We start from the raw sequence: 23148 nt of genomic DNA, 5'->3' as shown, positions 1-23148 counted from the left end.
GTGTCTGGCAGCGTACTCTTTAGCGCAGCATAACGAATTTACTTTTGCGGAGAATAACATGACCAAATACTCCCTGGTGGGCGATGTCGGGGGCACCAACTGCCGTCTGGCGCTTTGTGCGCTGGACAGCGGCGAGATTTCGCAGGCGAAGACCTTTTCCGGGCTGGAATATGACAGCCTCGAAGCCACAGTCCGTGAGTATCTTACTGAGCAAAAACAGGAAATTGAAGATGCCTGCATCGCCATTGCCTGCCCGATCACCGGCGACTGGGTGGCAATGACTAACCACACCTGGGCATTCTCCATTGCAGAAATGAAGAAAAGTTTAGGTCTGCAACATCTGGAAGTGATCAACGATTTCACCGCCGTCTCGATGGCGATCCCGATGTTGAAAGAAGAGGATTTATTGCAGTTCGGCGGTAAAAAAGCGCAGGACGGAAAACCGGCTGTGATCTATGGCGCCGGTACCGGTCTGGGTGTCGCGCATCTGATCCACGCTAATAAGCAGTGGCTTAGCCTGCCGGGCGAGGGCGGTCATGTTGATTTCGCACCGAACAGCGAAGAAGAAGACATTATTCTTGAGCAGCTGCGTACCGAAATGGGCCACGTATCTGCCGAGCGGATCCTTTCCGGTCCGGGGCTGGTGAATCTTTATCGCGCTATCGTGAAATCGGACGACCGCGTGCCGGAAAACTTCAAACCGAAAGACGTGACCGAACTGGCACTGTCTGATGAGAACGTCGACTGCCGCCGCGCGCTGTCGCTGTTCTGTGTGATCATGGGGCGTTTCGGTGGCAATCTGGCGCTGAACATGGGGACATTTGGCGGTGTATACATCGCTGGCGGCATTGTTCCGCGCTTCCTCGAATTCTTCAAAGCGTCCGGTTTCCGCGCCGCATTTGAAGATAAAGGCCGCTTCAAAGATTACCTGATGGATATTCCGGTATTCCTGATCACCCACGATCAGCCAGGGTTGCTGGGTGCAGGTGCGTACTTACGTCAGTCAATTGGTATGACGATCTAAGTTTTGCTCCTCCCCATCGCAGGGGAGGAGCAAACTCCCATCATTATTGCTTTGCTGACTTTAATTCCCGCGGTAAGTCGAGAAGCCGTAAGGACTGACAAGCAGAGGAATGTGATAGTGAGGCACTGAGCCATCCGCTTTAAAAATAACGGGGATTTCCGGGAAAAATGAAGCGGTATGGTGCTTTTCAAACCATTCGCCAGTTTTGAACGTTACCCGATAATTCCCTTTCTCCATCACATTTTCATTGGGATACAGCGCCGGAATTCTTCCTTGTTCGTTGGTTACTCCGCTGCTCAACTGCACCCATTTGTTACCTTCCTGCTTCTCGAGCGATACGCTTACACCCTGTGATGGCAGCCCGTTTTGCAGGTTCAGAACGTGGACGCTAAGAGGGTTCGCTGCATACGCAGACGTCAGACACAGAGCATTGATAATACCGGCGAGTAATAATTTCTTTTTAAACATATGTTCGTCCTTTTGAACTCAATGTTATTTGTTAATAACGCAGAATATTTTGCAGAGCTATATTTAGGTTTTTCTCATCACAGACATGAGAAAGTACGAAATATCCTCTGTCTTGACGAAACAAAGTCTACTGATTACTGGCTAACCTGAGGATGACGGGTTGATGACATTTTTGTAATAATTCAGAGTCAGACGCCAAAAAATAACGCCCTCCGTCTCAGACCCCGTCAGGCCCCCATCAGAACCGCATTAACTGCCTGAATTCTTTCACCTTGCTGCGACTCACCGGTACTTCGAAATCTAAATCGCTTAAGCGCAAAATATAGGTATTGTTGAACCAGGGTACGATCTCGCGGATTTTTGACAGGTTCACGCAATATGAGCGATGGCAGCGGAAAAAATGTTCCTCCGGCAGCCGGTTGCACAATTCGGTGATATTCATCGGCATGGTGAATTCTTCTTTGCGGGTATAGACCTGCGTCACCTTTTCCTGCGCGGCGGCGTAATAAATATCGTTGATATCCGTGACAATAATCCGCTCGTCTTTGATCAGATTAATACTGTGACTCACCCGCTGCGCGTTGCCGGTTACAGGCGGGATCCCTTCCTGTTTCTCTCCGGTCTCTTTACCAGCCAGTTCTTTATCACGGCGAAAATGCGACTCCAGCTTTTGCAGCATAGTGACAATGCGTGACTCATGATAAGGCTTGAGAATGTAATCAAACGCCTCGATTTCAAAGGCTTCTGCAGCGTGTTCTTTATAGGCGGTGATGAAAACGATATAAGGTTTATGGGCAAATTTACTGATATTTTGCGCCAGCAAAACGCCGTCGAGCGAAGGAATGCTGATATCGAGAAAAATCGCATCCACTTCATGCGATTGCAGATATTTAAGCACGTCCAGTCCGTCATCAAATATTGCTTCAACCTGAATGCTGCTGTGCGTATTGATCAGATAACTCAGCTCTTCCTGAGCCGGTACTTCATCTTCGACGATAATTGCTTTCACTGAATTATCTCCCTGGTGCGGTGGCCCGAAAGGCGGGCGGGTAAAATGAAAACGCCCTGCGGATCAGGCAATCTGGCTCTGTATGGCCGCCGTGACTTTCGCAGGAGCGTGAGTAATAACAAAAGAAATATCGGTGCCCGGCTCCAGTCGCCGGATGGTCAGACCCTGCCCGTATAACAACGAAACGCGGTGATGCACATTCAGCAGGCCGATTTTATTACCGGGCATTTCATTGCGCGCTACGCGGTCAATGGTTTCCTGATTAATGCCATGGCCGGTGTCTTTCACGGAAACTTTAATTCCCTCAGCCTGATGCTTAACTGAAATCACCACCACGCCTTTTCCGCTGCATTTCTGAATGCCGTGAACAATTGCGTTTTCTACCAGTGGCTGGATCAGCAGACTGGGGATTTTCACCGAAATATCGTCATCAATGTCATAAATCACCGTCAGTTTGCTGCCAAAACGCGCCTGTTCGATGGCGATGTAATCCTGTACCTGATGCAGTTCTTTGCGCAGGTCGATCAGCTCGTCATTCAGTTCCAGGTTGTAGCGCAGATAACGGGAAAGATTGATGATCAGCTGACGCGCCACGTCAGGGCGGGCGCGGATCGACGATGAAATCGCATTCAGCGCGTTAAACAGGAAATGCGGGTTTATCTTGCTCTGCAATGCGCGCATTTCCGCTTTATTGGCCATTTCGCGCAGTTGTTCAGTACGTGAGACTTCCATCTGCGTGGACATTATTTGCGACAGCCCGATGGCCATCACTTTCAGCGAATACGTAATACGGTGCGGGTCACAATAATAAATTTTCAGCGAGCCGGTCACTTCGCCTTTTTCCCACAGGGGAATAATAATCAGCGAGTGGATCTGCGGCGTGCGATCCATTTCATCATTGTTTCTGACCGTGATCTCGCCGCTTTCCAGTGTGGCTTTGGTCATCTCACTCAGCGATTCATGACCGATATTGTATTCATCCGCGCCCACGCCGACGTATGCCAGTATGTTTTTAGTATCCGTGATAGCCACCGCATCGGCATCGATATCCTCGCGGATAATGCGGCAGATGCTGGCCAGGGATTCGGCGTTGATATTTCGGCCTTCGATATTACGGCCGTCTATATTACGGAAATAGGGCAGCGTTTTATTGGCGATATCCAGCGCCAGCCGCGCCTGTCGTGCGGCAATGACTTCCTTTTCATCTTCGACGCTTTGCACCAGTAACACAATCAGGCCGATGGAACTGGCACCGAGGATCAGCGGTGCGGCGATATTCATGACGATATCCAGCCCGAGCGAAAATGGGCGTGCCATCAGCAGAATCAGCACCATGGTCAGTGTTTCGCACAGCATTCCGGCGATGATCCCGACTTTCCAGTGCAGCGCTTTTTTGACTTTTTTGTTGATGTAACCGGAAAGGAAACCGGCAGTAATACTGGTGATCAGGCACGGAATCGACGTCGGCCCGTGAATGTCGATGAGAAAACGGTGCGTGCCTGAAATCAGGCCGGTGATAATCCCGACCCAGGGGCCGAACAAGATCCCGCCGGACATAATGGCGATGGTGCGTACGTTAATCAGCGAGCCTTCGACGTTGATCCCGGAAAGCGTACCGAAAATCGCAAACAGCGAGAAAATGGCGGTCACCGCCGCCAGCTCCAGCGGCGTGTGGCTCTCGTTTTCTTTATGCAGCAGTTTACGGAACAGCGGGGTACGCGTGAGGAAAAACAGACAAATGAGCATCAGCGCCGCACGGTCAAAGACCGCCAGCAACATATCGAAAATGTGAGGCATAGCAGATTAACTCTTTGCGCGCCGTAAAGATAAGCGTGCCAAATGGATTCAGCCGTTATTATATGTAAAAGGTCAGACTTTCACCATCGGCAGACACAGGAGAGCCAACCGAGATGATTTCGTTATCCACGCCGCGGCTGATTATGCAGCCCATTCAGGCTGACGACTGGGCATTTTTCTTGCGGTTGTATCAGACGCCGGAGGTGATGCGTTTTATCGGCGATATCGAGATGCCCGCTCAGGTTCATACCCGTTTTGAACAGCGGCTGGGCAACTGGGATCGCTATTGCGACTTTTGGTTATGCTTGCTGATCCGCGAAAAAGAGACCGGCGCCGCAGTGGGGCTGACCGGATTCTTCCCGGACTGGCGGCCTTATAAACAGGGCGAAGTGGGGTTTATTCTCGCGCCCGAGCATCAGCGTAAAGGCTACGCGGTGGAATCCCTGCGTGAAGTGCTGAACTTTGCTTTTGACCACTGCGGATTTCACCGCCTGCAGGCCAACGTACTGGAAGGCAATGACGGTTCGCGCCGCGTGCTGGAGAAATGCGGTTTTCAGATGGAAGGGCGTTTGCGCGACAGTTACCGGATTGGCGACGAGTGGAAGAACGACTGGCTGCTGGGGCTGCTGGCAACTGATCCGCGTCCGTAAAAAAAAACGCTCAGTATCTCGACAGCTGTTTTTCTCTGCGTTATGTTCGTTGAAGGCCGCAACGCGGCCAGCGTCGCTCGGACGGTCCGGGCGCTTACGTATCCCAGAGGAAATTATGGCTGATTCCAGTTCACCACGTCGTTTTTCACGTATTGATCGTCTTCCCCCTTATGTTTTCAACATCACCGCTGAACTGAAAATGGCCGCACGCCATCGCGGCGAAGACATTATTGATTTCAGCATGGGCAACCCTGACGGCCCGACACCGCCGCACATTGTGGAAAAAATGGTGCAGGTTGCGCAGCGCGAAGACACCCACGGTTACTCAACGTCACGCGGTATTCCGCGTCTGCGTCGTGCGATTTCCCGCTGGTACGCCGATCGTTATCAGGTGGAGATCGACCCGGAAAGCGAAGCTATCGTCACCATCGGTTCGAAAGAAGGTCTGGCGCATCTGATGCTGGCGACCCTGGATCATGGCGATACCGTTCTGGTGCCAAACCCAAGTTATCCGATCCACATTTACGGCGCAGTGATCGCCGGTGCTCAGGTGCGATCCGTGCCGCTGGCAGAAGGTGTGGATTTCTTTGCTGAACTGGAAAAAGCCATTCGCGAAACCATTCCTCGTCCGAAAATGATGATCCTCGGCTTTCCGTCCAACCCGACGGCGCAATGCGTAGAGCTGGACTTCTTCGAACGCGTGGTCGCGCTGGCCAAACAATACAACGTGCTGGTTATTCACGATCTGGCCTACGCGGATATCGTGTACGACGGCTGGAAAGCGCCGTCGATCATGCAGGTGCCGGGCGCGAAAGATATTGCGGTAGAGTTCTTCACCCTGTCGAAAAGCTACAACATGGCGGGCTGGCGTATCGGCTTTATGGTCGGCAATCCTGAGCTGGTCAGCGCGCTGGCGCGTATCAAAAGTTATCACGATTACGGGACGTTCACGCCGTTACAGGTTGCTGCGATTGCCGCGCTGGAAGGCGATCAGCAATGTGTGAAAGATATCGCCGAGCAATACCGTCAGCGTCGTAATGTGCTGGTGCGCGGGCTGCATGAAGCGGGCTGGATGGTGGAAAACCCGAAAGCGTCGATGTATGTCTGGGCAAAAATCCCCCCGGCGTATGCGCATTTAGGTTCGCTGGAGTTCGCCAAACGCCTGCTGTCTGACGCGAAAGTCTGCGTGTCTCCGGGCATCGGTTTTGGTGATTACGGTGATACGCACGTCCGTTTCGCGCTGATCGAAAATCAGGATCGTATCCGTCAGGCCATTCGCGGTATCAAAGCGATGTTCCGTGCTGACGGTTTACTGGCCCCGAAAAAAACCAGCAGTGAACCGCCGGTTGGGCCGGATCCTTCTGTCGGCGCATAAGCCGCCTCAGCAAATCAGACCGGGCTTTGGCCCGGTTTTTTTTATAGCAGTACTTTAACTTCTTTATCCTTATCGCCCGGCCTTATCCACAAAGTCTGCGTAATTCCTCTCTATACTCACTCTGTCACTTTTGATTTCGCCTTTAATATCCTCCGGCCAGGAAATTGCTCATGAAAAACCGTTATTCGCTGTCGCAAATAAGCCTGCACTGGGCAACCTTACTGATGATTATTCTGACGTATACCGCGATGCTGACCCGCGACTATTTTCCGGAAGATAACCAGCCGCTGGTGCGATTACTGCATTTTAATTTCGGGATTTGCGTCTGGCTGCTGATGTGGGTGCGTGTGTTCCTGCGTACCCGTTATGCCACGCCCGTCATCACGCCGCCTTTGCCACGCTGGCAGATCGCGGCATCGCACGCGGTACATGGCGTGTTGTATCTGTTATTTCTCTCGCTGCCGGTGCTGGGCGTGCTGACGCTGGAATTTGGCGCACGTGACTGGGTGTTGTTTGGCTGGCAGGTGCCGCAGTTCGTGACGCCGGATCCTTCCGTGCGCAGCACGGTTAAACAGATTCATGTGTTTCTGGCGAACTGCGGTTATTACCTGATTGGCTTACATGCGCTGGCAGCGATTTATCATCATTACTTCCGTAAAGATGACACCCTGTTACGCATGACGCCTTAACCGCGGGTTCACCGGCAGAGATCCTGCCGGTGACTGGCGGATAAATCAGTTTTCATCCTGCTGGTAATGCACCACGCGACGCTTCCCTTCGATCTGGATATCCGCCCATTTGCGCGGCGCAGGTTTAACTTCACCGTTGCGCAGTGCCTGGATCAGCGTCTCTTTATCTTTTTCCTGATACAGATAAAGTTCACCGCTTTGCGCCCACTGTCCGGCCTGCTTCGCGTAAACCCGGCAGTTGACGGAAGGCGCATCGAGCGTATTACAGAGCAGGATTTCTTTCTGTCTGTCACTGTTAAGATCCAGCGTATTGACGATACACACGCCCTGAACGCTCAGACAATCGCGCAGTGTGTTGCGGTATTGTTCCAGCGCAGGAAGACCTTTCCACCAGCCGTCATCCGGCTGCACTGCGCCTTTCGCCAGCGTGATCATCTTCTTCGCCTCCTCAACACGATAATTTTTAGCCAGTGCATCGGCCTCTTTATCATTGTATGAGCCCCAGCGTGAGGTCATTGCCAGCGTATTTTTCACCGTGGCAAGCAGGCGCGGATCAGCGGTAAATGCAGGATGTTGCAGTAGTTTCGCCAATGCCTCATTGCCACGACGGCCGGTTTCAAAGCGCAGTAATTTGAGATCAAAATCTTTCGCCTGCGTTTTACCGCTGTCGAGCCGCGCAATCTGACTGTTGACGCTGATACGGTAAGGATCGAGCAGCGGGCTGTTGACCGCGATAACCAGCAATACAACTAACAATGACAGCGGTTTATTGAACTGATTCAGACGTGAAAGCCAGTCCGGGCGTTTATCGAAAACGGAAGAACTGTAGCAAAGCGACGCTGTCAGCGTGACCGCAATAATCACCACCGCCCACAGGCGCTGCGGCGTCCAGCCGTATTGCGAGACGCGAAGACCGGTAGAATACAGCGCCAGCGCGGCATACACCGGCAGCAGCAGGATGGCTGCATTGACCAGCCAGCGGACAGCCTGCGGATAAGGTTTCACGCCGCTGTCCGTTTCGCGCACGACGTTCACCAGCACCAGCAGACTCAGCGCCATAATGGTCAGCAGACTGGCGGCGGACCAAGTTTTCGACAACGCCGTCAGACCGGTGAACGGCAGGGCGAACAGGAAGATCAGCGCAACGAACGCCACCAGAGGCAGCAGGCCTTTGAGAATGAAACGGATAATATTGCGGGTGGTGTTCATCAGCGCCGGTTGTGTGCGGCAGGTGATGATGCTTATCCCCAGCAGCAGCCCGAAAACCAGATGCATAAACAGTGGCGTATCGAAAAACAGCGCGTGGAAGTATTCAATGCCAATGACCCGGAACAGGGCAGCGCACAACGCCAGTACACCGACGGTCAGCAGCATCAGCAGGAAAGTGAGCATTGCACACAGCATATTCTGGCTGTAGCAGGCGGCAAGATGGGCGTAACGGTAACGGTTCTGCGCCGGGAACGTCTGCACCTGTAACCAGGGCAGCACAAAAAAGACCATCGTCACCAGCGAAAGGTTAAACGGCACCATCACCGAATCTGCCGGTGTGCCGGTCACATTACTTTTCACCCACGTTGCCAGCCCTGCCAGCAGCAAGGTCATCAACGCCATTGCACCCCAGAACCGGCGGTCATTCAGCCGTACCAGCGACAACGAAATCAGCACCGGTAATGTGAATGCCATAGTCTGGCCGTAAATATTGTGGGAGAAAGCCGACCGCGTGACCGCCTGGCTGTCTGAGAAAAAGTAATACAGCAAAAGTCCCTGCAGCAGGCAGATAACCATGATAAGCCAGCGGGAGGGAACGGGCAGTGGGGGCAAACTGAGGCCGGCCCGATTGAACTGAGACATCCGTGACTCTCCGAAAGTGTAAGAGGAAGTAAGGGTAAAAACGTACGCCAGTGTAATGGGTTCCGTGTTCCGGTGCAGAAAACTCTTTTCCGGGGCAGGGTGCGCATTTTGTGAGCATCACCACATAACTGGCAAAATCAGCCGCAGTCACTAGGCTTAGGTATTGGATGGAGAATTTCGAGGTGAAAATGTCAGAACACGAACTGAAAGAAAAACGCATTGAAATCGTTAAGAATTTCTACGCCAAACTGGATCAGGCAGATTCGACTTTGCTGGATCTCTTTGCTGAAGATGTGGTGCTGTTTTTTCCGAAATTTGGCACCGCGCAGGGGAAGTCATCCCTGGGAGAACTGGGTAAACGCTTCGCCCTGGAAATCGACAAGATCCAGCATATTCAGGATGCTTTCCGGTTTCTCAGCGATGGCGACACCATTGTGCTGGAAGGGCAGATGCGTGGTGTGATGCAAAACGGCGACCGCTGGCCGACCTCGGAAGCCGGCAGCCATCATTTCTGTACGGTGTTTGCATTTGACGATTTACTGATCAAACGGCTGAGTATTTATCTCGACCCTGACTTCAATCTTGAGGATAAAAAGCGGGTGAATAATTACCGTCAGGCGGTGAAAAGCGAAGAGAATAAAACCTGATGTTTGCTTAAATGCTTAAAAAAGAAGGGAAGGGGTGTCAACCCACCCCTTCCCTTCGCCAACTGCCCTATCAGGATTCGGCAGGGACAACGCTGTTTTTGTAGCGTTGCAGTATCGGCGAATTCACTTCCGACGGATTCTGCAATTGCCACAGATTACGGTCGATACCGTCATTGACCAGATAAATAACCCCGGATTCAATGGCCGACATCAGGCACAACATCACTGGCTCGTTGGTGGTATAGCCCAGTTCGCCTTCCAGCAGACGCTGATAGTCGATAAAGCGGAACACCCCGGCCTGCACTTCATACGACAAAATCGTCTTGCTGGTATTCACAGACGACAAAACTTCCCCGGTATTGACGTCGACAGCACGCAGGTTCACGGCTATCTGGTCCAACTGGTACTGCGTACTGGCACCGATACCGAAGTAACGCGCCCCTATGCCGCCCGATTTCACATTGCTTTCATAGCCGATAATCGAGCCTTCAATCAAAATATTTGCCGCCACCAAAGAAGAAAGCGGACGCTGATTATTGATAGCGACACTGCCGTTTTCCTGAGCCGCACGGATAATTTTGCGTTCATTGAGCAGGTTTTGCAGTCCCTGACGTTCCAGCGGAATAAACCATTTAGAGTCTTTTAACGCCGAGACCAGCATGGCCGTGGCGCTTTGCGGCACCGCAGTCGAGAAGTTACTCGCCGGATACGGTTTGAACTGACCGGTTTCATCCTGAATATTATAAACGGAGACAAATACACGTCCCTTCGGGGCCGGGAGATGAGTCAGGTCGGTATAACTCGGTGCCCGTGGCAATAATGTCGGTCTGGCGGCTTCTTTCGGGGGCGCTGTGAGACACCCGCTCAACACAAAAACTGCGATGAGTAATAAATAGCTGCGCATGATGTTGTTCCTGTTTTTATTTGTCGCCGGAATCAGTTGGTAGTGGCAGACAGGCCCTGAACCTGAATGGTGGAAATCTTGCCTGTTTTACGGTCGGTGACATTCATCACCAGTTGCCCGTCGGTATTCTGGATATCCACAATAAAGTCCTGCGTCACCAGCCGCCCCGGTTTGCCCTGATTCACGTTGCCCATCAGACTGCCCAGCAGCTGCGACTGAATCGATGCGGTGAAGTTATCCAGCGCAGAGGTGCCGGTAGTGCCGAAATCGTACGAATCCGGATCCTTATAGGAGTTTTGCGCCTGGGCTTCATTGAGCAGGAACGCGCCATTATTCGGGTTGCCGCCGAAATTCGGGTTAATGAACTGGAAAACCATGTTGCCTCCCCAGGAAACCGGGGACGCCGTCAGTAATGCCAGCAACATGACTGAACGCGAAGCAGAGACTGAAATATTCACGATGCTCTCCTTAAAAGAGGCTGTGCATTAAAATTCGTCATGGGCAAGATCCCCGGTGCCAAGTAACGCTTTGTCCAGCTGGCGTCGTGATAACGCCTCCGTCACGCCAGCCAGTGCGGTGTCGACGTCCTTCTCAAAGTTGTGACGGTTAGGAAACAACAGAGTTTGATAAAGGGTGTCCTGACCTATCTTTATGGTGATCCAACTGCCCCAGCGGGCGCTGGGTCTTTCTGAAATCGTGATGGTTTCCGGGTAGTTCTGTTCCCATTTGGCGGTGAAGCTGCGATAAAAATCGTGCCCCACCGACGTCACTGTCCGGTCGGTAATCAGCCCCGGGTCTTTGATATCCGCAGCCTGTACGTGCAGGCAGGTGGCGCAGAGCAGCGCCAGCCAGAGCCAGAAGGTCCTGATGCAAATAGTCATGATGTCAGCGCTTGAGATTGTCATTTGCCCAGGACGCCGCCTGAGTACGGTTTTTTACCGAAATTTTCCTAAATAAATTATAAAGATGCGTCTTGACGGTGTTCTCACTGATAAACAAAAGCTGTGCGATTTCCGTGTTGGACGCACCCACGCGTAACTTATTGAGGATCTCTTTTTCGCGATGAGTCAGGCCGGTATCTTCTGAATGCATGTGCCGGAAGGCACCGGACTGATTGATCAGATAGCTGGCGAAACCCTGAGAGAAGTAACATTCTCCGCGGATCACGCTGCGGATCCCTTCCACCAGATGTTCTTCGTCAGTAGAAAGATAAAAAACAGCGCTTATTCGCGGCCAGGTTTCTATTTCCCGAAAATGGTAATTATCGGGCGTATTTAATAATAATAACTTCACACTCTCGTGATAACGGTTAATGGCGGATTGCCAGACCTCAATAGTCCGCCGGTCAGCTTCCATCATGTCGAAAAGAATAAGCGTCTGATGAAGATACTGATCCTCAAGTGTTTTATGAATGCTGTGTAACCGGGTATTGACACAAAGTTGCTGTTTTAATTGCTGCAATAAAGCACTGGCTTGTAATGATGGTTTAGTCACTAATAAAAGAATATTATTATTGATTGCTGCTTCATTACTCATAATGAAACCCTGCCCTGATTTTTATAGCCACAGCCTGCCGCGTCTTTGTATAAACAGACCGGTAATAGACTGAGATATTATGTGCTAAATCTATAGCTTTATATTTGCTGTGCATATCTGAAAGTAGCAAATAAACGCAGCGTGAGGCGCACAATATTTTAAGTCGCTCTATGTGCGGTACAGACTCAATTTAGCTTTTGGATGACCTTACGCAAGGCTTATTTATGTTTCAAAATGTAACGTAAAATGTATAAAATTTTCTTAATGTATTGCCATTAGCATGAGTCGTGCATGTTAAATAAACCTTAAGTAATGGATTTACATTATCTTAACGTTTGGCCTTGTTATGACAGCACATTTAAATAAATGCCGGTCTGAATAATCCACGGGATACAGCAATCTGGCGCATGATTCCTCTTTAATAACTCAAATAACTGCTTCCTGTATAATCGATTTCACTTAGGTTAGGCCGTTTTCAGGCCTGATTATGCCTGCGTAAACCGCCCGGCGGGCACCCTAAATACCGTAAAAGCCGGAATGATAAGGGGTGGAAATGTGGCGGCGATCTCTTTTAAGGCCATTTTTAAACCGCAAGGGGATTAGGAATAGTTGCATTTGTGTGATTATTTGCGCCGGAGTTTCCTGGCACTTTAGGATTAATGCCATGGGGTCGATTAGCGTCACTGACGTATTACTGAAACATTCTGGTCAATCCGCATGAGAAGTGACGTCTCATACTTTTTAATGAAGTTAAAAATTAAAATACGACGTGCGGGTGAGTTTCTTATTTCCGCCAAACATCATAATCAATTCGTCAACAGCAATAACCCGGTGAGCTAATACACAGTCGCCGGAGATATACAGGTGACGAAATGAAAAAGACTTTACTGACCCTGGCGTTACTTTCAGTCTCCTGGGTCGTTCACGCTCAGCAGTTTGATATGGCTTATTCGGAAATGAGTAGTGACAGTCCGGAACACGTCTTCGCTGGCGCGAGGAATTCATCAGGGAATTCATCAACGATTTACCAGAACGGTAATAGTAATCTGGCTGCAAATAATCAGACGGGGTACGGCAATTCCAGCGTCATCCGTCAGTCAGGGTCAGAAAATACTGCGGTGGTAAATCAGCGAGGTAATGGAAATAACGCCGATATATCCCAAAGCGGCAGCGATAACTTTGCTTATATTTCGCAAAGCGGCGGCGGGGATGCATCCATTACGCAACAGAATTTTGGCAATACGGCTTACATTCTGCAAAAAGGCCGGAGTGTGACGGAAATTCGCCAGAATGGTACGAACCAGAGCAGCGGTGTCGTACAAAACTCGTCAGGAATGGCGATTAGAGTGACACAGCATTAATACAAAATCATACCCAAAATAGTTTGAGGTGCAGGAAGGCGGCAAGGTCGGGAATCACCGGGAGCTTAGATAACTAAGCGACGGGTGTGAGCGAGTGCAGCCAACGCATCTGCAACTCGAAATATGAAGGGTAAAACATGACATCCGATATTAAACCAATGGGGTAGCATCATGAAACTTTGGAAAATTGTGGCAGTCTCCGCTTTAGTCGTCAGTGGCAGTGCGTTTGCAACCGGTTCAAATCATGGCGGCGGCGGTGGTTCTACACCTCCGACAACGACACCTCCTTCAACGGTTCCGACATTCACTGCGACTCAGTGGAATTCTGAAATTCAGATTTACCAACAGGGTACCTCAAACCTGGCGAATGCCACTCAGACTGGCGCTCAAAAATCGCTGACAGCGGTTAATCAGGATGGCTACAGAAACAGCTCCAGCACCAATCAGACCGGTGATGGCAGCCTGATCAGCGTAGTGCAAAAGGGTGATTACAACGGTGCCAACGTGGCGCAGAGCGCAAACGGCAGTAAAGTGCTTGTCTCCCAGAATGGTTCAGGCAACTACGCTCAGGCGTCACAAAGCGCCAACGGCTCTCTGACCAGCATTACTCAGGTCGGTACAGCTAACCTGGCGTATGCGTCACAAAACTGATAACGCTTCCTCCCCTGCGAAGGGGAGGATCACAGCAAAACAGGGCACTAGCCCTGTTTTTTTTCGAATGAACTCTGAGGATAAACGCCATGCATTTGCTCCTGATTGCCGCCGTGATGTCCAACCAGCTGTGGTTCGACACCCACAACGACGCGCAGACCTATGTCATTACCCCGATGGTCAGTCTCACTAAAGCCTGCGCCTGTCAGGTGGCGGTTTCTGTTTCACAGGAAGGCGTGTCCGGCAGCAGCACCAGCCGCCAGAGCAGCAATGTCAATCTGACCGCTAACCAGCCACAACCGCTGGGCCGTATGCGTTTCTCCGTTCAGCCGGGCAGTAAAACCCAAATTATGATCACGGTTACGGACGGCGGATCGCTGCGTCTGGAAAAACAGATCACCTTGCCGAACGACGCCTGATTTTAAAGACGATCACACTGCCAGATTGTCGTAGCCTTTACGGCGGTAATTGAGCGCAGAGATGCCCCAGAACACCAGGAAAATCGCCACGGCGGCGTATCCGACGCTGCCCATATTGTCATTAAGGCGTTCTACAATGGTCCATAATCCGCCGTGCAAATCGAGTTTGTCGGCCACCAGTCCGAGTGCTTCCAGTCCGCCGATAAACAGGGCGATCACCACGCTGGTGGCGGTGATGGTCATGTTGTAATAGAGCTTGCGTACCGGTTTATCAAACGCCCAGCCGTAGGCACCGACCATCACAAAGTTATCCAGTGAATCGACCAGCGCCATGCCGCTGGCAAACAGCGCCGGAAACACCAGAATGCTCCATACCGACATGCCGGAAGACGCACCTGCGGCAGAAATACCCAGCAGGCCGATTTCAGTCGCGGTATCAAAACCCAGCCCGAACAAAAATCCCACCAGATACATCTGCCAGCTTTTATTCACCAGATTAAAGGCGAAGCTGAAGATCCGGCTCATCACACCGCCTTGTACCGCGTGCAGTTCTTCTTTGGCGGTAAAGCTTTTTCCCTGTTTCACTTTCTGAAAACGACGGTAAACGTCCCGCAGGATCAACGCATTCAGCAGCGCCATCAGCAGTAAAAACAGCGCCGAAACCAGCGTGCCGATAGTGCTGCCGTAATCATGCAGCCAGCCGATTTTATTGCCGAAGACCAGCGAGGTGGCGGCAATCGCCACGCAGGCCAGTACCACAATGCTGGAATGTCCAAGGGAGAAAAATGCCCCGACGGCGACCGGCCGCTGCCCCTGTTGCATCAGCTTGCGGGTCACGTTATCGATAGCCGCAATATGATCGGCATCGACCGCGTGACGCAGTCCGTAGCTGTAAGCCAGTAATGACGCGGCGATCAGCGCCGCGTTGTGACGAAACACCGCCAGTGCCCATCCCCAGGCGAGTAAATTCACGGCCACCAGTCCGGCCAGCAGCCAGAAAGCGCGACGGTTCGAAGAGAAAAATTGACGGTTAATCATGGAGATCCTTATTTTTAAAACCAGAAGAAATCTGAGCAGAAGTATGTTGCAGACGGGCACAGGCAATGAGGGCCTGGCCCAGCGCCAGACCGCCATCACCGGCGGGAATGTGTTGTGGCATCAGCACATTCAGGGGCGCTAAGTAGCGATGTAAAAGCTGGCGCAGTAAACGGTTATGCAGCACGCCGCCGCCGGTTGCGACGGTGCGAATGCCGGTTCTGACCGCGTGATAACGGGTGAGGGCGGCGAAGCCCTGGGCGAGTGCGTCATGAAAAGCAAAGGCCCGTGCGGCGGGCGATGCCTGCCAGTCCAGCCATTGGTGCCAGAACGTCGCCAGATCCAGCAACGTGCCGTTTTCGGTATGCCGCAGCGGCATTGTGACGGGGTGTGAAATGCCGTATGCCTGATGCGCCAGTGCTTCCAGCCGGCTGGCGGCTTCACCTTCCCAGCTCAGCTTCGGCGGCGCACAGCCCAGCGCGGTGGCGACGGCATCAAATAGACGTCCGCAGGAAGACGCCAGCGGAGAATTGATCCCGGCAGCAATGGCTTTTGACAGCGGCTGCCACGGTTGTGAAAGCAGTGATTGCGCTTGCGGACGCGTCTGCCAGTCCGGCACGAACGCCTGCCAGTGCGCCAGTAAATTACGCCACGGCTCGCGTGCGGCAAGGTCGCCGCCGGGCAGGGCGACGGCAGGCAATCCGCCCAAATGGTCGCAATGCAGATAACCGGCCAGCAAACATTCGCCGCCCCGCAGACTGTTTTTTTCGCCATAACCGAGGCCGTCCAGCGCCAGACCAATCACCTTTGTGCCATCCAGCGGCCAGTGATGTTCCGCCAGACAGGCGGCGATATGCGCGTGATGATGAAAGACATCTACTGTCCGCACTGCGTGGCGCTCAGCCTGCTGGTGACTGACATAACCCGGATGCGCATCGCGGGCGACAGCCACCGGGGTGCAGTCATAAAGTTGCTGAAAATGTGCAATCGCCTGCTGCTGTTGCACCGCGATATCACTGTGCGTCAGCGAGCCCAAATGCGCGCTGAGAATGGCCTGATGACCACGCACCAGACAAAACGTATTTTTCAGATCGCCGCCCAGTGCGAGCAGCGGTGGCTGCAGACCAAAACCCGGCGGCAACGGCAGCGCATCCGGCACGTAACCGCGCGCACGACGCAACACCTCCGTTCCCTGCGCCGTCAGCCGCACCAGCGAATCATCGGCCCGCTGAACGATATCGCGGTTATGCAGCAACCACAGATCGGCAATACCTTTCAGTTGTTCAAGTGCCTCAGAATTCGTCAGCGCCGGAGCGCATCCGGCGGCATTACCGGAGGTCATCACCAGCGGTGTCTGATATTCCTGCATCAGCAAATGATGTAATGGCGTAAACGGCAACATCAGGCCGACTTCATTAAGCTCCGGCACAATGGCAGCACACAGCGGTGACATCGCGCTTTTCGTCGCCAGCACAACCGGTGCTGCGGGGGATTCAAGCAGTTCACGCAGCGCAAACTGGGGACTGTCGTCGCTGCATCGCGCCAGCCAGCTGACATCCGGCAGCATCACTGCCAGCGGTTTTGACGGCCGGTGTTTCCGCTCACGCAGCCGCATCACAGCGTCCTGCTGCGTGGCATCGCAGGCCAGATGAAAGCCGCCCAGCCCTTTGATGGCGACGATGTTTCCCGCCCGTAATGCGGTAACGGCGTGTGCCAGCGCGGCCTGATCCAGCGCCTGTATTTTTCCATCCTGAAATGTGGCGCTCACCTGCGGGCCGCAGTGCGGACAGGCCACCGGCTGAGCGTGAAAACGCCGGTCGGCAGGATTGTCATATTCCTGCTGGCAAGCCGGACACAGTGCGAACTGCGCCATGCTGGTGGAAGGACGATCGTAGGGCATCGCGCGGATCAGCGTAAATCGCGGACCGCAATGGGTGCAGTTGGTAAAGGCATAGCTGAAACGACGATCGCCCGCGCGCGTGATGTCTTTCAGGCATTCCGGGCAGGTCGCCGCATCGGGCGCCACCTGCGTGTCCATCTGGCTCTGGCGACTTGGTGTGATGGTGAAATCTTTCGGCGGTGTTTGCCATTCAAAAGGATCGAAACTGATGCTGTCGATACGTGCCAGCGGCGGGCAGTCGCGTTGTAACTGGCCGATAAAAGTTTCGATGTTAACCGGCGCAAGCAGCCTGATTTCGACACCGGCGCTGTCATTGCACACTTCGCCGCAAAGCTGCAGACGATCGGCCAGTTGCCAGACAAAAGGCCGGAAACCGACGCCCTGGACTTTGCCGCAGACGCGAATGAGCAGACCGGAATCAGACATAAATACCTCATACCCTTCATACTTCGAGCCGCAGATGCGTTGGCTGCACTCGCAAACCCGAATCACTGACCAGTGTCAGCTCATCGGGATTCACTCGTTTGCCGCCTTTCTAAGACTCGAATTATTTTGGGTATCAATGGTGATTTTTACCCAAAATCCAAATTAAAAACTAAACCTCAACCACCGGGATCACATCTTCGACGGCACTGCGCAGGCGCGCTTTCATGTCGCTGTAGGTTTGCTGGGCGTAGTTTTCTGCCCAGCGCTGATCGGCAATCTGTTCGATTTTTACCGCGCAGTATTTGGTTTCCGGCGTTTTGGAAATCGGATCGAGATTGTCCTGCGTCAGCTCATTACAGGCACCGATCCACCACTGATACGTCATGTACACGGCACCGGCGTTGATGCGCTCGTTGTAGTTGGCGCGTGAAATGACTTTGCCGCGGCGAGATGCCACCCAGACCAGTTGCTGGTCGCGGATACCCAGAGCCTGTGCATCCACCGGGTTCATCTGAACGAAGCCCGGCTCATCGGCCAGTGTTTGCAGTGCGGCACAGTTGCCGGTCATCGAGCGACATGAGTAGTGACCGACTTCGCGCACGGTACACAGCACCAGCGGATAATCGCCGTCCGGCACTTCGGCAGGCGCACGCCACGGGGCGGCAAACAGCTGGCCTTTACCGGTTGGCGTATCGAAGTGATTATCGGCGTAAAGGAACTGTGTCCCCGGACTTTCCAGCGTGGTGCAAGGCCACTGAACGTGTCCGAGTTCGCCCATTTTTTCGTAGGTTGCGCCGTAGAACAGCGGGCAAAGGCTGCGCATTTCGTCCCAAATTTCCTGGTTATCCTGATAATGCATCGGATAGCCCATCTCCGTCGCCAACAGGCTGATGATGTCCCAGTCGCGTTTGACGTTATATTTCGGCTCGATAGCTTTCTCGAAACGCTGGAAACCGCGATCCGCGCAGGAGAACACGCCGCCGTGCTCACCCCAGGAGGTGGCCGGTAAAATTACATCCGCCTGTTCAGCGGTTTTGGTCATGAAGATGTCCTGCACCACCACGAATTCCAGTGCCTCGAACCCTTTGCGTACCAGCCCTAAATCGGCTTCGGTCTGCAACGGATCTTCGCCCATGATGTAATAGGCTTTGACCTTACCTTCAATCGCCAGATGTGGGATTTCAGTAATGCGCAGGCCGACTTCGGCGTCCATCTGGTTGACGTCGATACCCCAGGCATCGGCGAATTTTGCACGAACTTTTGGATCCGTAACCGACTGATAACCTGGGAATTCGTTAGGCAACACGCCCATGTCGCACGCGCCCTGCACGTTATTCTGGCCGCGCACCGGACCGACGCCGACGTTAGCGCGTCCGAGATTACCGGTCAGCAATGCCAGACCCGCCAGCCCTTTGACCACGTCCACGGCCTGACCAAACTGTGTGACACCCATGCCCCACATGATGGTGGCAGAAGGCGCAGCGGCATAGGTGCGCATAGCCTGACGGATTTGTTGCGCAGAAACGCCGGTCTGTTCTTCAACGGCTTCCGGCGAGTAATCCGCGACGTTTTTGCGGTACTCCTCGAAGCCTTCGGTGTACTTGGCGACATAGTGGTGGTCATACAGATTTTCTTCGATCAGCACATGAGCGAAAGCATTCACCAGTGCCATGTTGCAGCCGTTTTTGATTTGCAGATGCTGATCGGCAATACGCGCGGTTTCAATGCGGCGCGGATCGCAGACGATAATCTGTGCGCCTTTTTCTTTAGCTTTGATCACGCGGCGGGCGACGATCGGATGGGAATCGGCGCAGTTATAGCCGATCACCAGCAGACATTTTGAGTTCTCGATATCGCCGATGGAATTACTCATCGCGCCGTTACCGAGCGTGGCCTGTAAACCGGCGACGGACGGGCCGTGACATACGCGGGCGCAGCAGTCGACGTTGTTGGTGCCGATCACCGCACGGGCAAATTTCTGCATCACGTAGTTGGTTTCATTGCCGGTACCACGGGAAGAACCGGTAGTCATGATGGCGCGCGGGCCATGTTTTTGTTTGATTTCTTTCAGACGCTGCGCGGTGTAACGGATGGCTTCATCCCAGCTCACGGCTTCGAATTTGCCGCCTTTCTGACGGCGGATCATCGGCTGCGTCAGACGCGGTGTCAGCAGTTTGGTGTCATTGAGAAAATCCCAGCCGTAATAGCCTTTCAGGCACAGTTCGCCCTGATTGGTCACGCCGTTCGCGGCTTCGGCGCGAATGATTTTTCCGTTATCCACCACCAGATTCAGTTTGCATCCGGCGCCGCAATACGGGCAGACAGTAGTAACTTTTTTCATTGAATGACTTCCTCTATCCGGGGTTAAAACAGCAAGGGTGAAGTGCTGTCGAGCGCAGCGCGGCGGCGTTTTTCTGCGTTCATTTCCTGTAACTGGTTGCGGTCGATGGCGAAGAGCGCATTGGTCGGGCAGATTTCCATGCAGGCCGGGCCTTCGCTGCGCAAATAGCACAGGTCGCATTTATGCGCTTCGGCTTTATCGGAGGTCGCGACCATCGCCGCGCCGTTCTGGCGGAAAATCGGTTTGGTGACCACTTCCATCGCGCCATACGGGCAGGCGACGACGCAGGTTTTGCAGCCGATGCAGCGTTCCTGCATCACCTGAACGTGGTCGCCGGTGCGGGCAATCGCGCCGTTCGGGCAGACATTGGCGCAGGGGGCGTCTTCGCACTGACGGCACATGACGGGAGTGCTGAGATTAACGCCTTTGATCACATGTAAACGTGGCGCGAAGGTCTCGGCATTGAGCAGCGAGATATCCTGCGAATCGCTGTGCGCCATCACGCAGGCAATTTCACAGGTACGGCAGCCGATGCATTTTTTGGGGTCGGCGATGATGAACCGGTTCATGATGATTTAATCCCTAAGTCATTGGTTTCAGGTACTGGCTATACATAAAGCGTGCCAGTTCCTGTTTTTAATTTTTAATCATTAAATTCAGTAAGTTAAATTTAACTGATGCGCCGCTGACGAAATTTTTCACTGACGTCATATTTGCGTCGTCACCGTATCGACAGTTATGTCGAAACTGTAAAAGGGGCGATCCCCAGACCCGTTTCCAGTCGCGGTAACAACTGATGCAGGCGGCTGACTGCCTGTTCTACGGCGGCGCTCATCGGGTAATAAAACGCGACAACGTCGGGCTGAATGCCGACAAACGTGATCTGCGGGATATCCTCACGCAGTTGCTGCATGAGAAAGGTCAGCGGCAGATTGTGGGTGGTCATCATGAACATGTCGGCGATATCTTCCTCGGCGATAATGCGCATTTCGCCGGGAGCCAGCCCCATATCGGTAGCGTCGGCAATCACCAGATGCTGCGGAGACAGTTCGCGTAAAAAGCCGATGTCGTTTTCGGGTGCGGCACCGCCGTCCACCACTGTCCAGCCGGGCAGCGGTTTTTCCGCGCACACTTCAGCCAGACGGGGGCCTGCGCCATCGTCGCCCATCATGCTGTTGCCCACGCACAACAGTGCGTAGCGGGGGAGATTCTCAGGGTAATCAGGCATCGTATCTCCTGACCATCAGGTACATGGCGGGGTCGTGTTCAATTTGCGAGAGCAGGGCGGTAAGCTGATCGCTCCAGCCACGCTGTTCAGCATTCATCTGCGGACGCGCATCGCGCAGCGCCAGTGCCAGCAAATGCGTGTGGCTGCTGTCGATATTGATCTCGCCAAAACGCTGGACACCGGCCAGTTTGCGGCGCGCTTCGCTGTTTTCCTCCAGACAGTTAATCCAGTGCAGATAACCGTCGAGCGGGCATTCGAGGCGCGACTGCAGACAGTCGATTACCCCGAGGTGATGGCCGATAGCCAGGCTGTAATAAATCACTTCCTGCGCTTTCTGCGAGCTGCGTTTCTGTGCGCTTTTCTCATCGACGAACTTGCTGCTCAGCGAATAGAAAACCACTTTGTTTTTGTCAGGCGTATGACCGGCATAAGGCTGATGGCGCGCGTAGCGCTGGTCGTTGACTGAAGTCATCACAGACGCACCTCGCCACGCAGCACCTGCTGATAAATGTGTTGCAGATTGCCGACGATTTCGCTCAGACGCAGGTCACCCTGTTCCGCCAGATAAGTCGCAACGCGCTGTTCCACCGGCTGTAAACCGGGGGCAGCGACGAGATCCATAAACTGATCGGCTATCTGGCGACCGTAGCGGTAACCTGCCATCCTGCGTGCTTCACGATCCAGCAGTACGCGCAGCGGCTGCGGCAAGTCCGGATGCAATAAAGCAGCCGGTTCTGCGGCGGCCACGTCGTGCTGCTGGCCTTTGATTTTTTGATCCAGCAAACCCAGCGCCATCGCGAACCCGTAAATGGTGGCGGCCGGGGTCGGCGGGCAGCCGGGAATGTAAACATCCACGGGCACGATTTTGTCGGTGCCGCCCCAGACGCAATAAAGGTCGTGGAAAATTCCGCCGCTGTTACCGCACGCGCCGTAGGAAATACAGATTTTCGGATCCGGCGCGGAATCCCAGGCGCGCAAAGCGGGCATACGCATGGCGCGGGTGACGGCACCGGTGAACAGTAAAATGTCCGCGTGGCGGGGCGACGGAACGACTTTGATGCCAAAGCGTTCGGCGTCGAAAAGCGGCGAAATGGCGGCGAAAATCTCAATCTCACAGCCGTTGCAGCCGCCGCAGTCCACGCGGTAAACGTAGGCGGAGCGGCGGATGTTATTGAGTAATGTCGATTTCAGCGCGGCGATACTTTCATCAAGCGTAACGGGCACCGGCAGGCCATTCTCGTCACGCGGCGCAATCGGGTTATGGCTCATCAGCGGGCCTCCGTAGTCATATGGCGGCCAATATCAATGCGGTCGCTGGAAGAGAGACCGTGCATTTTTTTGCACGCCGGACAGGTTTCATACTGCACGCGGCGATCGCTGATCTGCCGGTCGCTCAGCGCGGCGCTTTCCTGTAACAGGCTGAGCGCAAAGTCGATTTCTTTTTGGACGGCGTAAGGTTTGCCGCATTCCCGGCAATGGCAGACAGGGAAATCTGCGGTTTCAAACAGGTCTTCTTTGCGCCAGACCGCCAGTTCGAACTCCTGAGACAATTTGATCGCCGCCGTCGGGCAGACTTCCTCGCAGCGGGCGCAGAAAATACAGCGCCCTAAAAACAGCTGCCAGCGGATCGTTTCGCCGTCTTCTGCCGTGGTCATGGTCAGCGCATTCGACGGACAGGCATTAGCGCAGGCGCCGCAGGCGATGCACTGTTGCGCGGTGTATTGCGGCTTACCACGAAAATTGGGCGCTAAATCCAGCGGTTCGAACGGATATCCCACCGTTGCCGTGCCGGTTTTGAGCACTTTTTTAATCAGTTTCAGCATGATTTGAGCGGCTC

Annotated in this window: 24 protein-coding genes; 8 read left to right on the top strand and 16 right to left on the bottom strand. The window is 53.4% G+C overall.

Features of this window, described 5'->3' with window-relative positions; translation table 11 throughout:
* Positions 1-58: 58 nt before the first annotated feature.
* Positions 59-1024, top strand: coding sequence for a glucokinase (gene glk, locus EC840_RS21920; RefSeq protein WP_112290747.1), 966 nt, complete (start codon positions 59-61; stop codon positions 1022-1024).
* A gap of 60 nt (positions 1025-1084) precedes the next feature.
* On the opposite strand, the gene uraH is transcribed toward glk, so the two are convergent.
* From uraH to EC840_RS21905, 3 genes are all read right to left on the bottom strand, one after another.
* Positions 1085-1492 (bottom strand): hydroxyisourate hydrolase, encoded by a 408-nt coding sequence (gene uraH / locus EC840_RS21915; protein WP_112290748.1) that lies wholly within the window; start codon positions 1490-1492, stop codon positions 1085-1087.
* A 238-nt stretch (positions 1493-1730) separates the two neighbouring features.
* Complete coding sequence (locus tag EC840_RS21910; RefSeq protein ID WP_112290750.1) at positions 1731-2501, bottom strand: LytTR family DNA-binding domain-containing protein; 771 nt, start codon at positions 2499-2501, stop codon at positions 1731-1733.
* 63 nt (positions 2502-2564) lie between these two features.
* Complete coding sequence (locus tag EC840_RS21905; protein WP_113876966.1) at positions 2565-4298, bottom strand: sensor histidine kinase; 1734 nt, start codon at positions 4296-4298, stop codon at positions 2565-2567.
* A gap of 113 nt (positions 4299-4411) precedes the next feature.
* Between EC840_RS21905 and EC840_RS21900 the strand changes: the two genes are divergently transcribed.
* The 3 genes from EC840_RS21900 (at position 4412) to EC840_RS21890 (ending at position 7012) form a co-directional block, all read left to right on the top strand.
* Positions 4412-4948, top strand: a complete 537-nt coding sequence (locus EC840_RS21900) for a GNAT family N-acetyltransferase (RefSeq protein ID WP_113876967.1) — start codon at positions 4412-4414, stop codon at positions 4946-4948.
* Between the two features lie 115 nt (positions 4949-5063).
* Entirely contained in the window at positions 5064-6323 is a 1260-nt protein-coding gene (alaC, locus tag EC840_RS21895; protein ID WP_112290753.1) for an alanine transaminase, read from the top strand.
* Positions 6324-6493: 170 nt separating this feature from the next.
* Entirely contained in the window at positions 6494-7012 is a 519-nt protein-coding gene (locus EC840_RS21890; RefSeq protein WP_113876969.1) for a cytochrome b, read from the top strand.
* A gap of 45 nt (positions 7013-7057) precedes the next feature.
* Here EC840_RS21890 and EC840_RS21885 read toward each other — a convergent pair whose 3' ends face one another.
* Positions 7058-8695 carry a DUF4153 domain-containing protein gene (locus EC840_RS21885; protein WP_243701113.1) on the bottom strand — a complete coding sequence of 546 codons (1638 nt, stop codon included), beginning with the start codon at positions 8693-8695 and terminating at the stop codon, positions 7058-7060.
* 356 nt (positions 8696-9051) lie between these two features.
* On the opposite strand from EC840_RS21885, the gene EC840_RS21880 reads away from it, so the two are divergent.
* A complete protein-coding gene (locus tag EC840_RS21880; protein ID WP_112290768.1) occupies positions 9052-9510 on the top strand; it encodes a nuclear transport factor 2 family protein in 459 nt (152 codons plus the stop codon).
* 70 nt (positions 9511-9580) lie between these two features.
* Here EC840_RS21880 and csgG read toward each other — a convergent pair whose 3' ends face one another.
* The 4 genes from csgG to csgD are packed head-to-tail and all read right to left on the bottom strand — an operon-like array spanning position 9581 to position 11950.
* Positions 9581-10414 carry a curli production assembly/transport protein CsgG gene (csgG, locus tag EC840_RS21875; protein ID WP_112290757.1) on the bottom strand — a complete coding sequence of 278 codons (834 nt, stop codon included), beginning with the start codon at positions 10412-10414 and terminating at the stop codon, positions 9581-9583.
* Positions 10415-10446: 32 nt separating this feature from the next.
* Positions 10447-10839 carry a curli production assembly/transport protein CsgF gene (gene csgF / locus EC840_RS21870; protein WP_112290770.1) on the bottom strand — a complete coding sequence of 131 codons (393 nt, stop codon included), beginning with the start codon at positions 10837-10839 and terminating at the stop codon, positions 10447-10449.
* Between the two features lie 60 nt (positions 10840-10899).
* A complete protein-coding gene (csgE, locus tag EC840_RS21865; RefSeq protein WP_112290771.1) occupies positions 10900-11295 on the bottom strand; it encodes a curli production assembly/transport protein CsgE in 396 nt (131 codons plus the stop codon).
* Between the two features lie 4 nt (positions 11296-11299).
* Entirely contained in the window at positions 11300-11950 is a 651-nt protein-coding gene (gene csgD / locus EC840_RS21860; protein WP_113876972.1) for a biofilm master transcriptional regulator CsgD, read from the bottom strand.
* An 872-nt stretch (positions 11951-12822) separates the two neighbouring features.
* Between csgD and EC840_RS21855 the strand changes: the two genes are divergently transcribed.
* The 3 genes from EC840_RS21855 to csgC all read left to right on the top strand — a co-directional run bounded on the left by EC840_RS21855 (position 12823) and on the right by csgC (position 14381).
* Positions 12823-13311: a curlin gene (locus EC840_RS21855; RefSeq protein WP_132967065.1), complete on the top strand. Its 489-nt coding sequence runs from the start codon at positions 12823-12825 to the stop codon at positions 13309-13311.
* Positions 13312-13482: 171 nt separating this feature from the next.
* On the top strand, positions 13483-13962 hold the full coding sequence (csgA, locus tag EC840_RS21850; protein ID WP_113876974.1) for a curli major subunit CsgA: 480 nt from the start codon (positions 13483-13485) through the stop codon (positions 13960-13962).
* 89 nt (positions 13963-14051) lie between these two features.
* Positions 14052-14381 carry a curli assembly chaperone CsgC gene (gene csgC, locus EC840_RS21845; RefSeq protein WP_113876975.1) on the top strand — a complete coding sequence of 110 codons (330 nt, stop codon included), beginning with the start codon at positions 14052-14054 and terminating at the stop codon, positions 14379-14381.
* Positions 14382-14393: 12 nt separating this feature from the next.
* Here the strand turns inward: csgC and EC840_RS21840 are convergent, their stop codons facing one another.
* From EC840_RS21840 to EC840_RS21805, 8 genes are all read right to left on the bottom strand, one after another.
* Positions 14394-15419, bottom strand: a complete 1026-nt coding sequence (locus EC840_RS21840; RefSeq protein WP_129639092.1) for a HoxN/HupN/NixA family nickel/cobalt transporter — start codon at positions 15417-15419, stop codon at positions 14394-14396.
* On the bottom strand, positions 15412-17742 hold the full coding sequence (gene hypF, locus EC840_RS21835) for a carbamoyltransferase HypF (RefSeq protein WP_132967063.1): 2331 nt from the start codon (positions 17740-17742) through the stop codon (positions 15412-15414). The genes EC840_RS21840 and hypF overlap by 8 nt, the downstream gene beginning before the upstream one ends.
* A gap of 169 nt (positions 17743-17911) precedes the next feature.
* Positions 17912-20083 (bottom strand): formate dehydrogenase subunit alpha, encoded by a 2172-nt coding sequence (gene fdhF / locus EC840_RS21830; RefSeq protein ID WP_132967061.1) that lies wholly within the window; start codon positions 20081-20083, stop codon positions 17912-17914.
* A 23-nt stretch (positions 20084-20106) separates the two neighbouring features.
* Positions 20107-20652, bottom strand: coding sequence for an electron transport protein HydN (hydN, locus tag EC840_RS21825; RefSeq protein WP_112290053.1), 546 nt, complete (start codon positions 20650-20652; stop codon positions 20107-20109).
* 167 nt (positions 20653-20819) lie between these two features.
* Entirely contained in the window at positions 20820-21311 is a 492-nt protein-coding gene (gene hycI, locus EC840_RS21820; RefSeq protein WP_129639090.1) for a hydrogenase maturation peptidase HycI, read from the bottom strand.
* Complete coding sequence (locus EC840_RS21815; RefSeq protein WP_132967121.1) at positions 21304-21783, bottom strand: formate hydrogenlyase maturation HycH family protein; 480 nt, start codon at positions 21781-21783, stop codon at positions 21304-21306. Before EC840_RS21815 ends, hycI begins: the two co-directional genes overlap by 8 nt.
* Positions 21783-22580 (bottom strand): NADH-quinone oxidoreductase subunit B family protein, encoded by a 798-nt coding sequence (locus EC840_RS21810; RefSeq protein WP_112290058.1) that lies wholly within the window; start codon positions 22578-22580, stop codon positions 21783-21785. The genes EC840_RS21815 and EC840_RS21810 overlap by 1 nt, the downstream gene beginning before the upstream one ends.
* Positions 22580-23134, bottom strand: coding sequence for a formate hydrogenlyase complex iron-sulfur subunit (locus EC840_RS21805; protein WP_129639089.1), 555 nt, complete (start codon positions 23132-23134; stop codon positions 22580-22582). The genes EC840_RS21810 and EC840_RS21805 overlap by 1 nt, the downstream gene beginning before the upstream one ends.
* Positions 23135-23148: the final 14 nt, after the last annotated feature.

The organism is Rahnella sp. JUb53, assembly GCF_004346065.1.
Taxonomy (GTDB): domain Bacteria; phylum Pseudomonadota; class Gammaproteobacteria; order Enterobacterales; family Enterobacteriaceae; genus Rahnella; species Rahnella variigena.
This window is presented reverse-complemented; position numbering and strand designations above follow the sequence as displayed.

Coding starts and splice junctions, on each gene's coding strand:
- glk (WP_112290747.1), top strand. CDS start 59: ATGACCAAATACTCCCTGGTGGGCGATGTCGGGGGCACCAACTGCCGT.
- uraH (WP_112290748.1), bottom strand. CDS start 1,492: ATGTTTAAAAAGAAATTATTACTCGCCGGTATTATCAATGCTCTGTGT.
- EC840_RS21905 (WP_113876966.1), bottom strand. CDS start 4,298: ATGCCTCACATTTTCGATATGTTGCTGGCGGTCTTTGACCGTGCGGCG.
- EC840_RS21900 (WP_113876967.1), top strand. CDS start 4,412: ATGATTTCGTTATCCACGCCGCGGCTGATTATGCAGCCCATTCAGGCT.
- alaC (WP_112290753.1), top strand. CDS start 5,064: ATGGCTGATTCCAGTTCACCACGTCGTTTTTCACGTATTGATCGTCTT.
- EC840_RS21890 (WP_113876969.1), top strand. CDS start 6,494: ATGAAAAACCGTTATTCGCTGTCGCAAATAAGCCTGCACTGGGCAACC.
- EC840_RS21885 (WP_243701113.1), bottom strand. CDS start 8,695: ATGGCATTCACATTACCGGTGCTGATTTCGTTGTCGCTGGTACGGCTG.
- EC840_RS21880 (WP_112290768.1), top strand. CDS start 9,052: ATGTCAGAACACGAACTGAAAGAAAAACGCATTGAAATCGTTAAGAAT.
- csgG (WP_112290757.1), bottom strand. CDS start 10,414: ATGCGCAGCTATTTATTACTCATCGCAGTTTTTGTGTTGAGCGGGTGT.
- csgF (WP_112290770.1), bottom strand. CDS start 10,839: ATGTTGCTGGCATTACTGACGGCGTCCCCGGTTTCCTGGGGAGGCAAC.
- csgE (WP_112290771.1), bottom strand. CDS start 11,295: ATGACTATTTGCATCAGGACCTTCTGGCTCTGGCTGGCGCTGCTCTGC.
- csgD (WP_113876972.1), bottom strand. CDS start 11,950: ATGAGTAATGAAGCAGCAATCAATAATAATATTCTTTTATTAGTGACT.
- EC840_RS21855 (WP_132967065.1), top strand. CDS start 12,823: ATGAAAAAGACTTTACTGACCCTGGCGTTACTTTCAGTCTCCTGGGTC.
- csgA (WP_113876974.1), top strand. CDS start 13,483: ATGAAACTTTGGAAAATTGTGGCAGTCTCCGCTTTAGTCGTCAGTGGC.
- csgC (WP_113876975.1), top strand. CDS start 14,052: ATGCATTTGCTCCTGATTGCCGCCGTGATGTCCAACCAGCTGTGGTTC.
- EC840_RS21840 (WP_129639092.1), bottom strand. CDS start 15,419: ATGATTAACCGTCAATTTTTCTCTTCGAACCGTCGCGCTTTCTGGCTG.
- hypF (WP_132967063.1), bottom strand. CDS start 17,742: ATGTCTGATTCCGGTCTGCTCATTCGCGTCTGCGGCAAAGTCCAGGGC.
- fdhF (WP_132967061.1), bottom strand. CDS start 20,083: ATGAAAAAAGTTACTACTGTCTGCCCGTATTGCGGCGCCGGATGCAAA.
- hydN (WP_112290053.1), bottom strand. CDS start 20,652: ATGAACCGGTTCATCATCGCCGACCCCAAAAAATGCATCGGCTGCCGT.
- hycI (WP_129639090.1), bottom strand. CDS start 21,311: ATGCCTGATTACCCTGAGAATCTCCCCCGCTACGCACTGTTGTGCGTG.
- EC840_RS21815 (WP_132967121.1), bottom strand. CDS start 21,783: ATGACTTCAGTCAACGACCAGCGCTACGCGCGCCATCAGCCTTATGCC.
- EC840_RS21810 (WP_112290058.1), bottom strand. CDS start 22,580: ATGAGCCATAACCCGATTGCGCCGCGTGACGAGAATGGCCTGCCGGTG.
- EC840_RS21805 (WP_129639089.1), bottom strand. CDS start 23,134: ATGCTGAAACTGATTAAAAAAGTGCTCAAAACCGGCACGGCAACGGTG.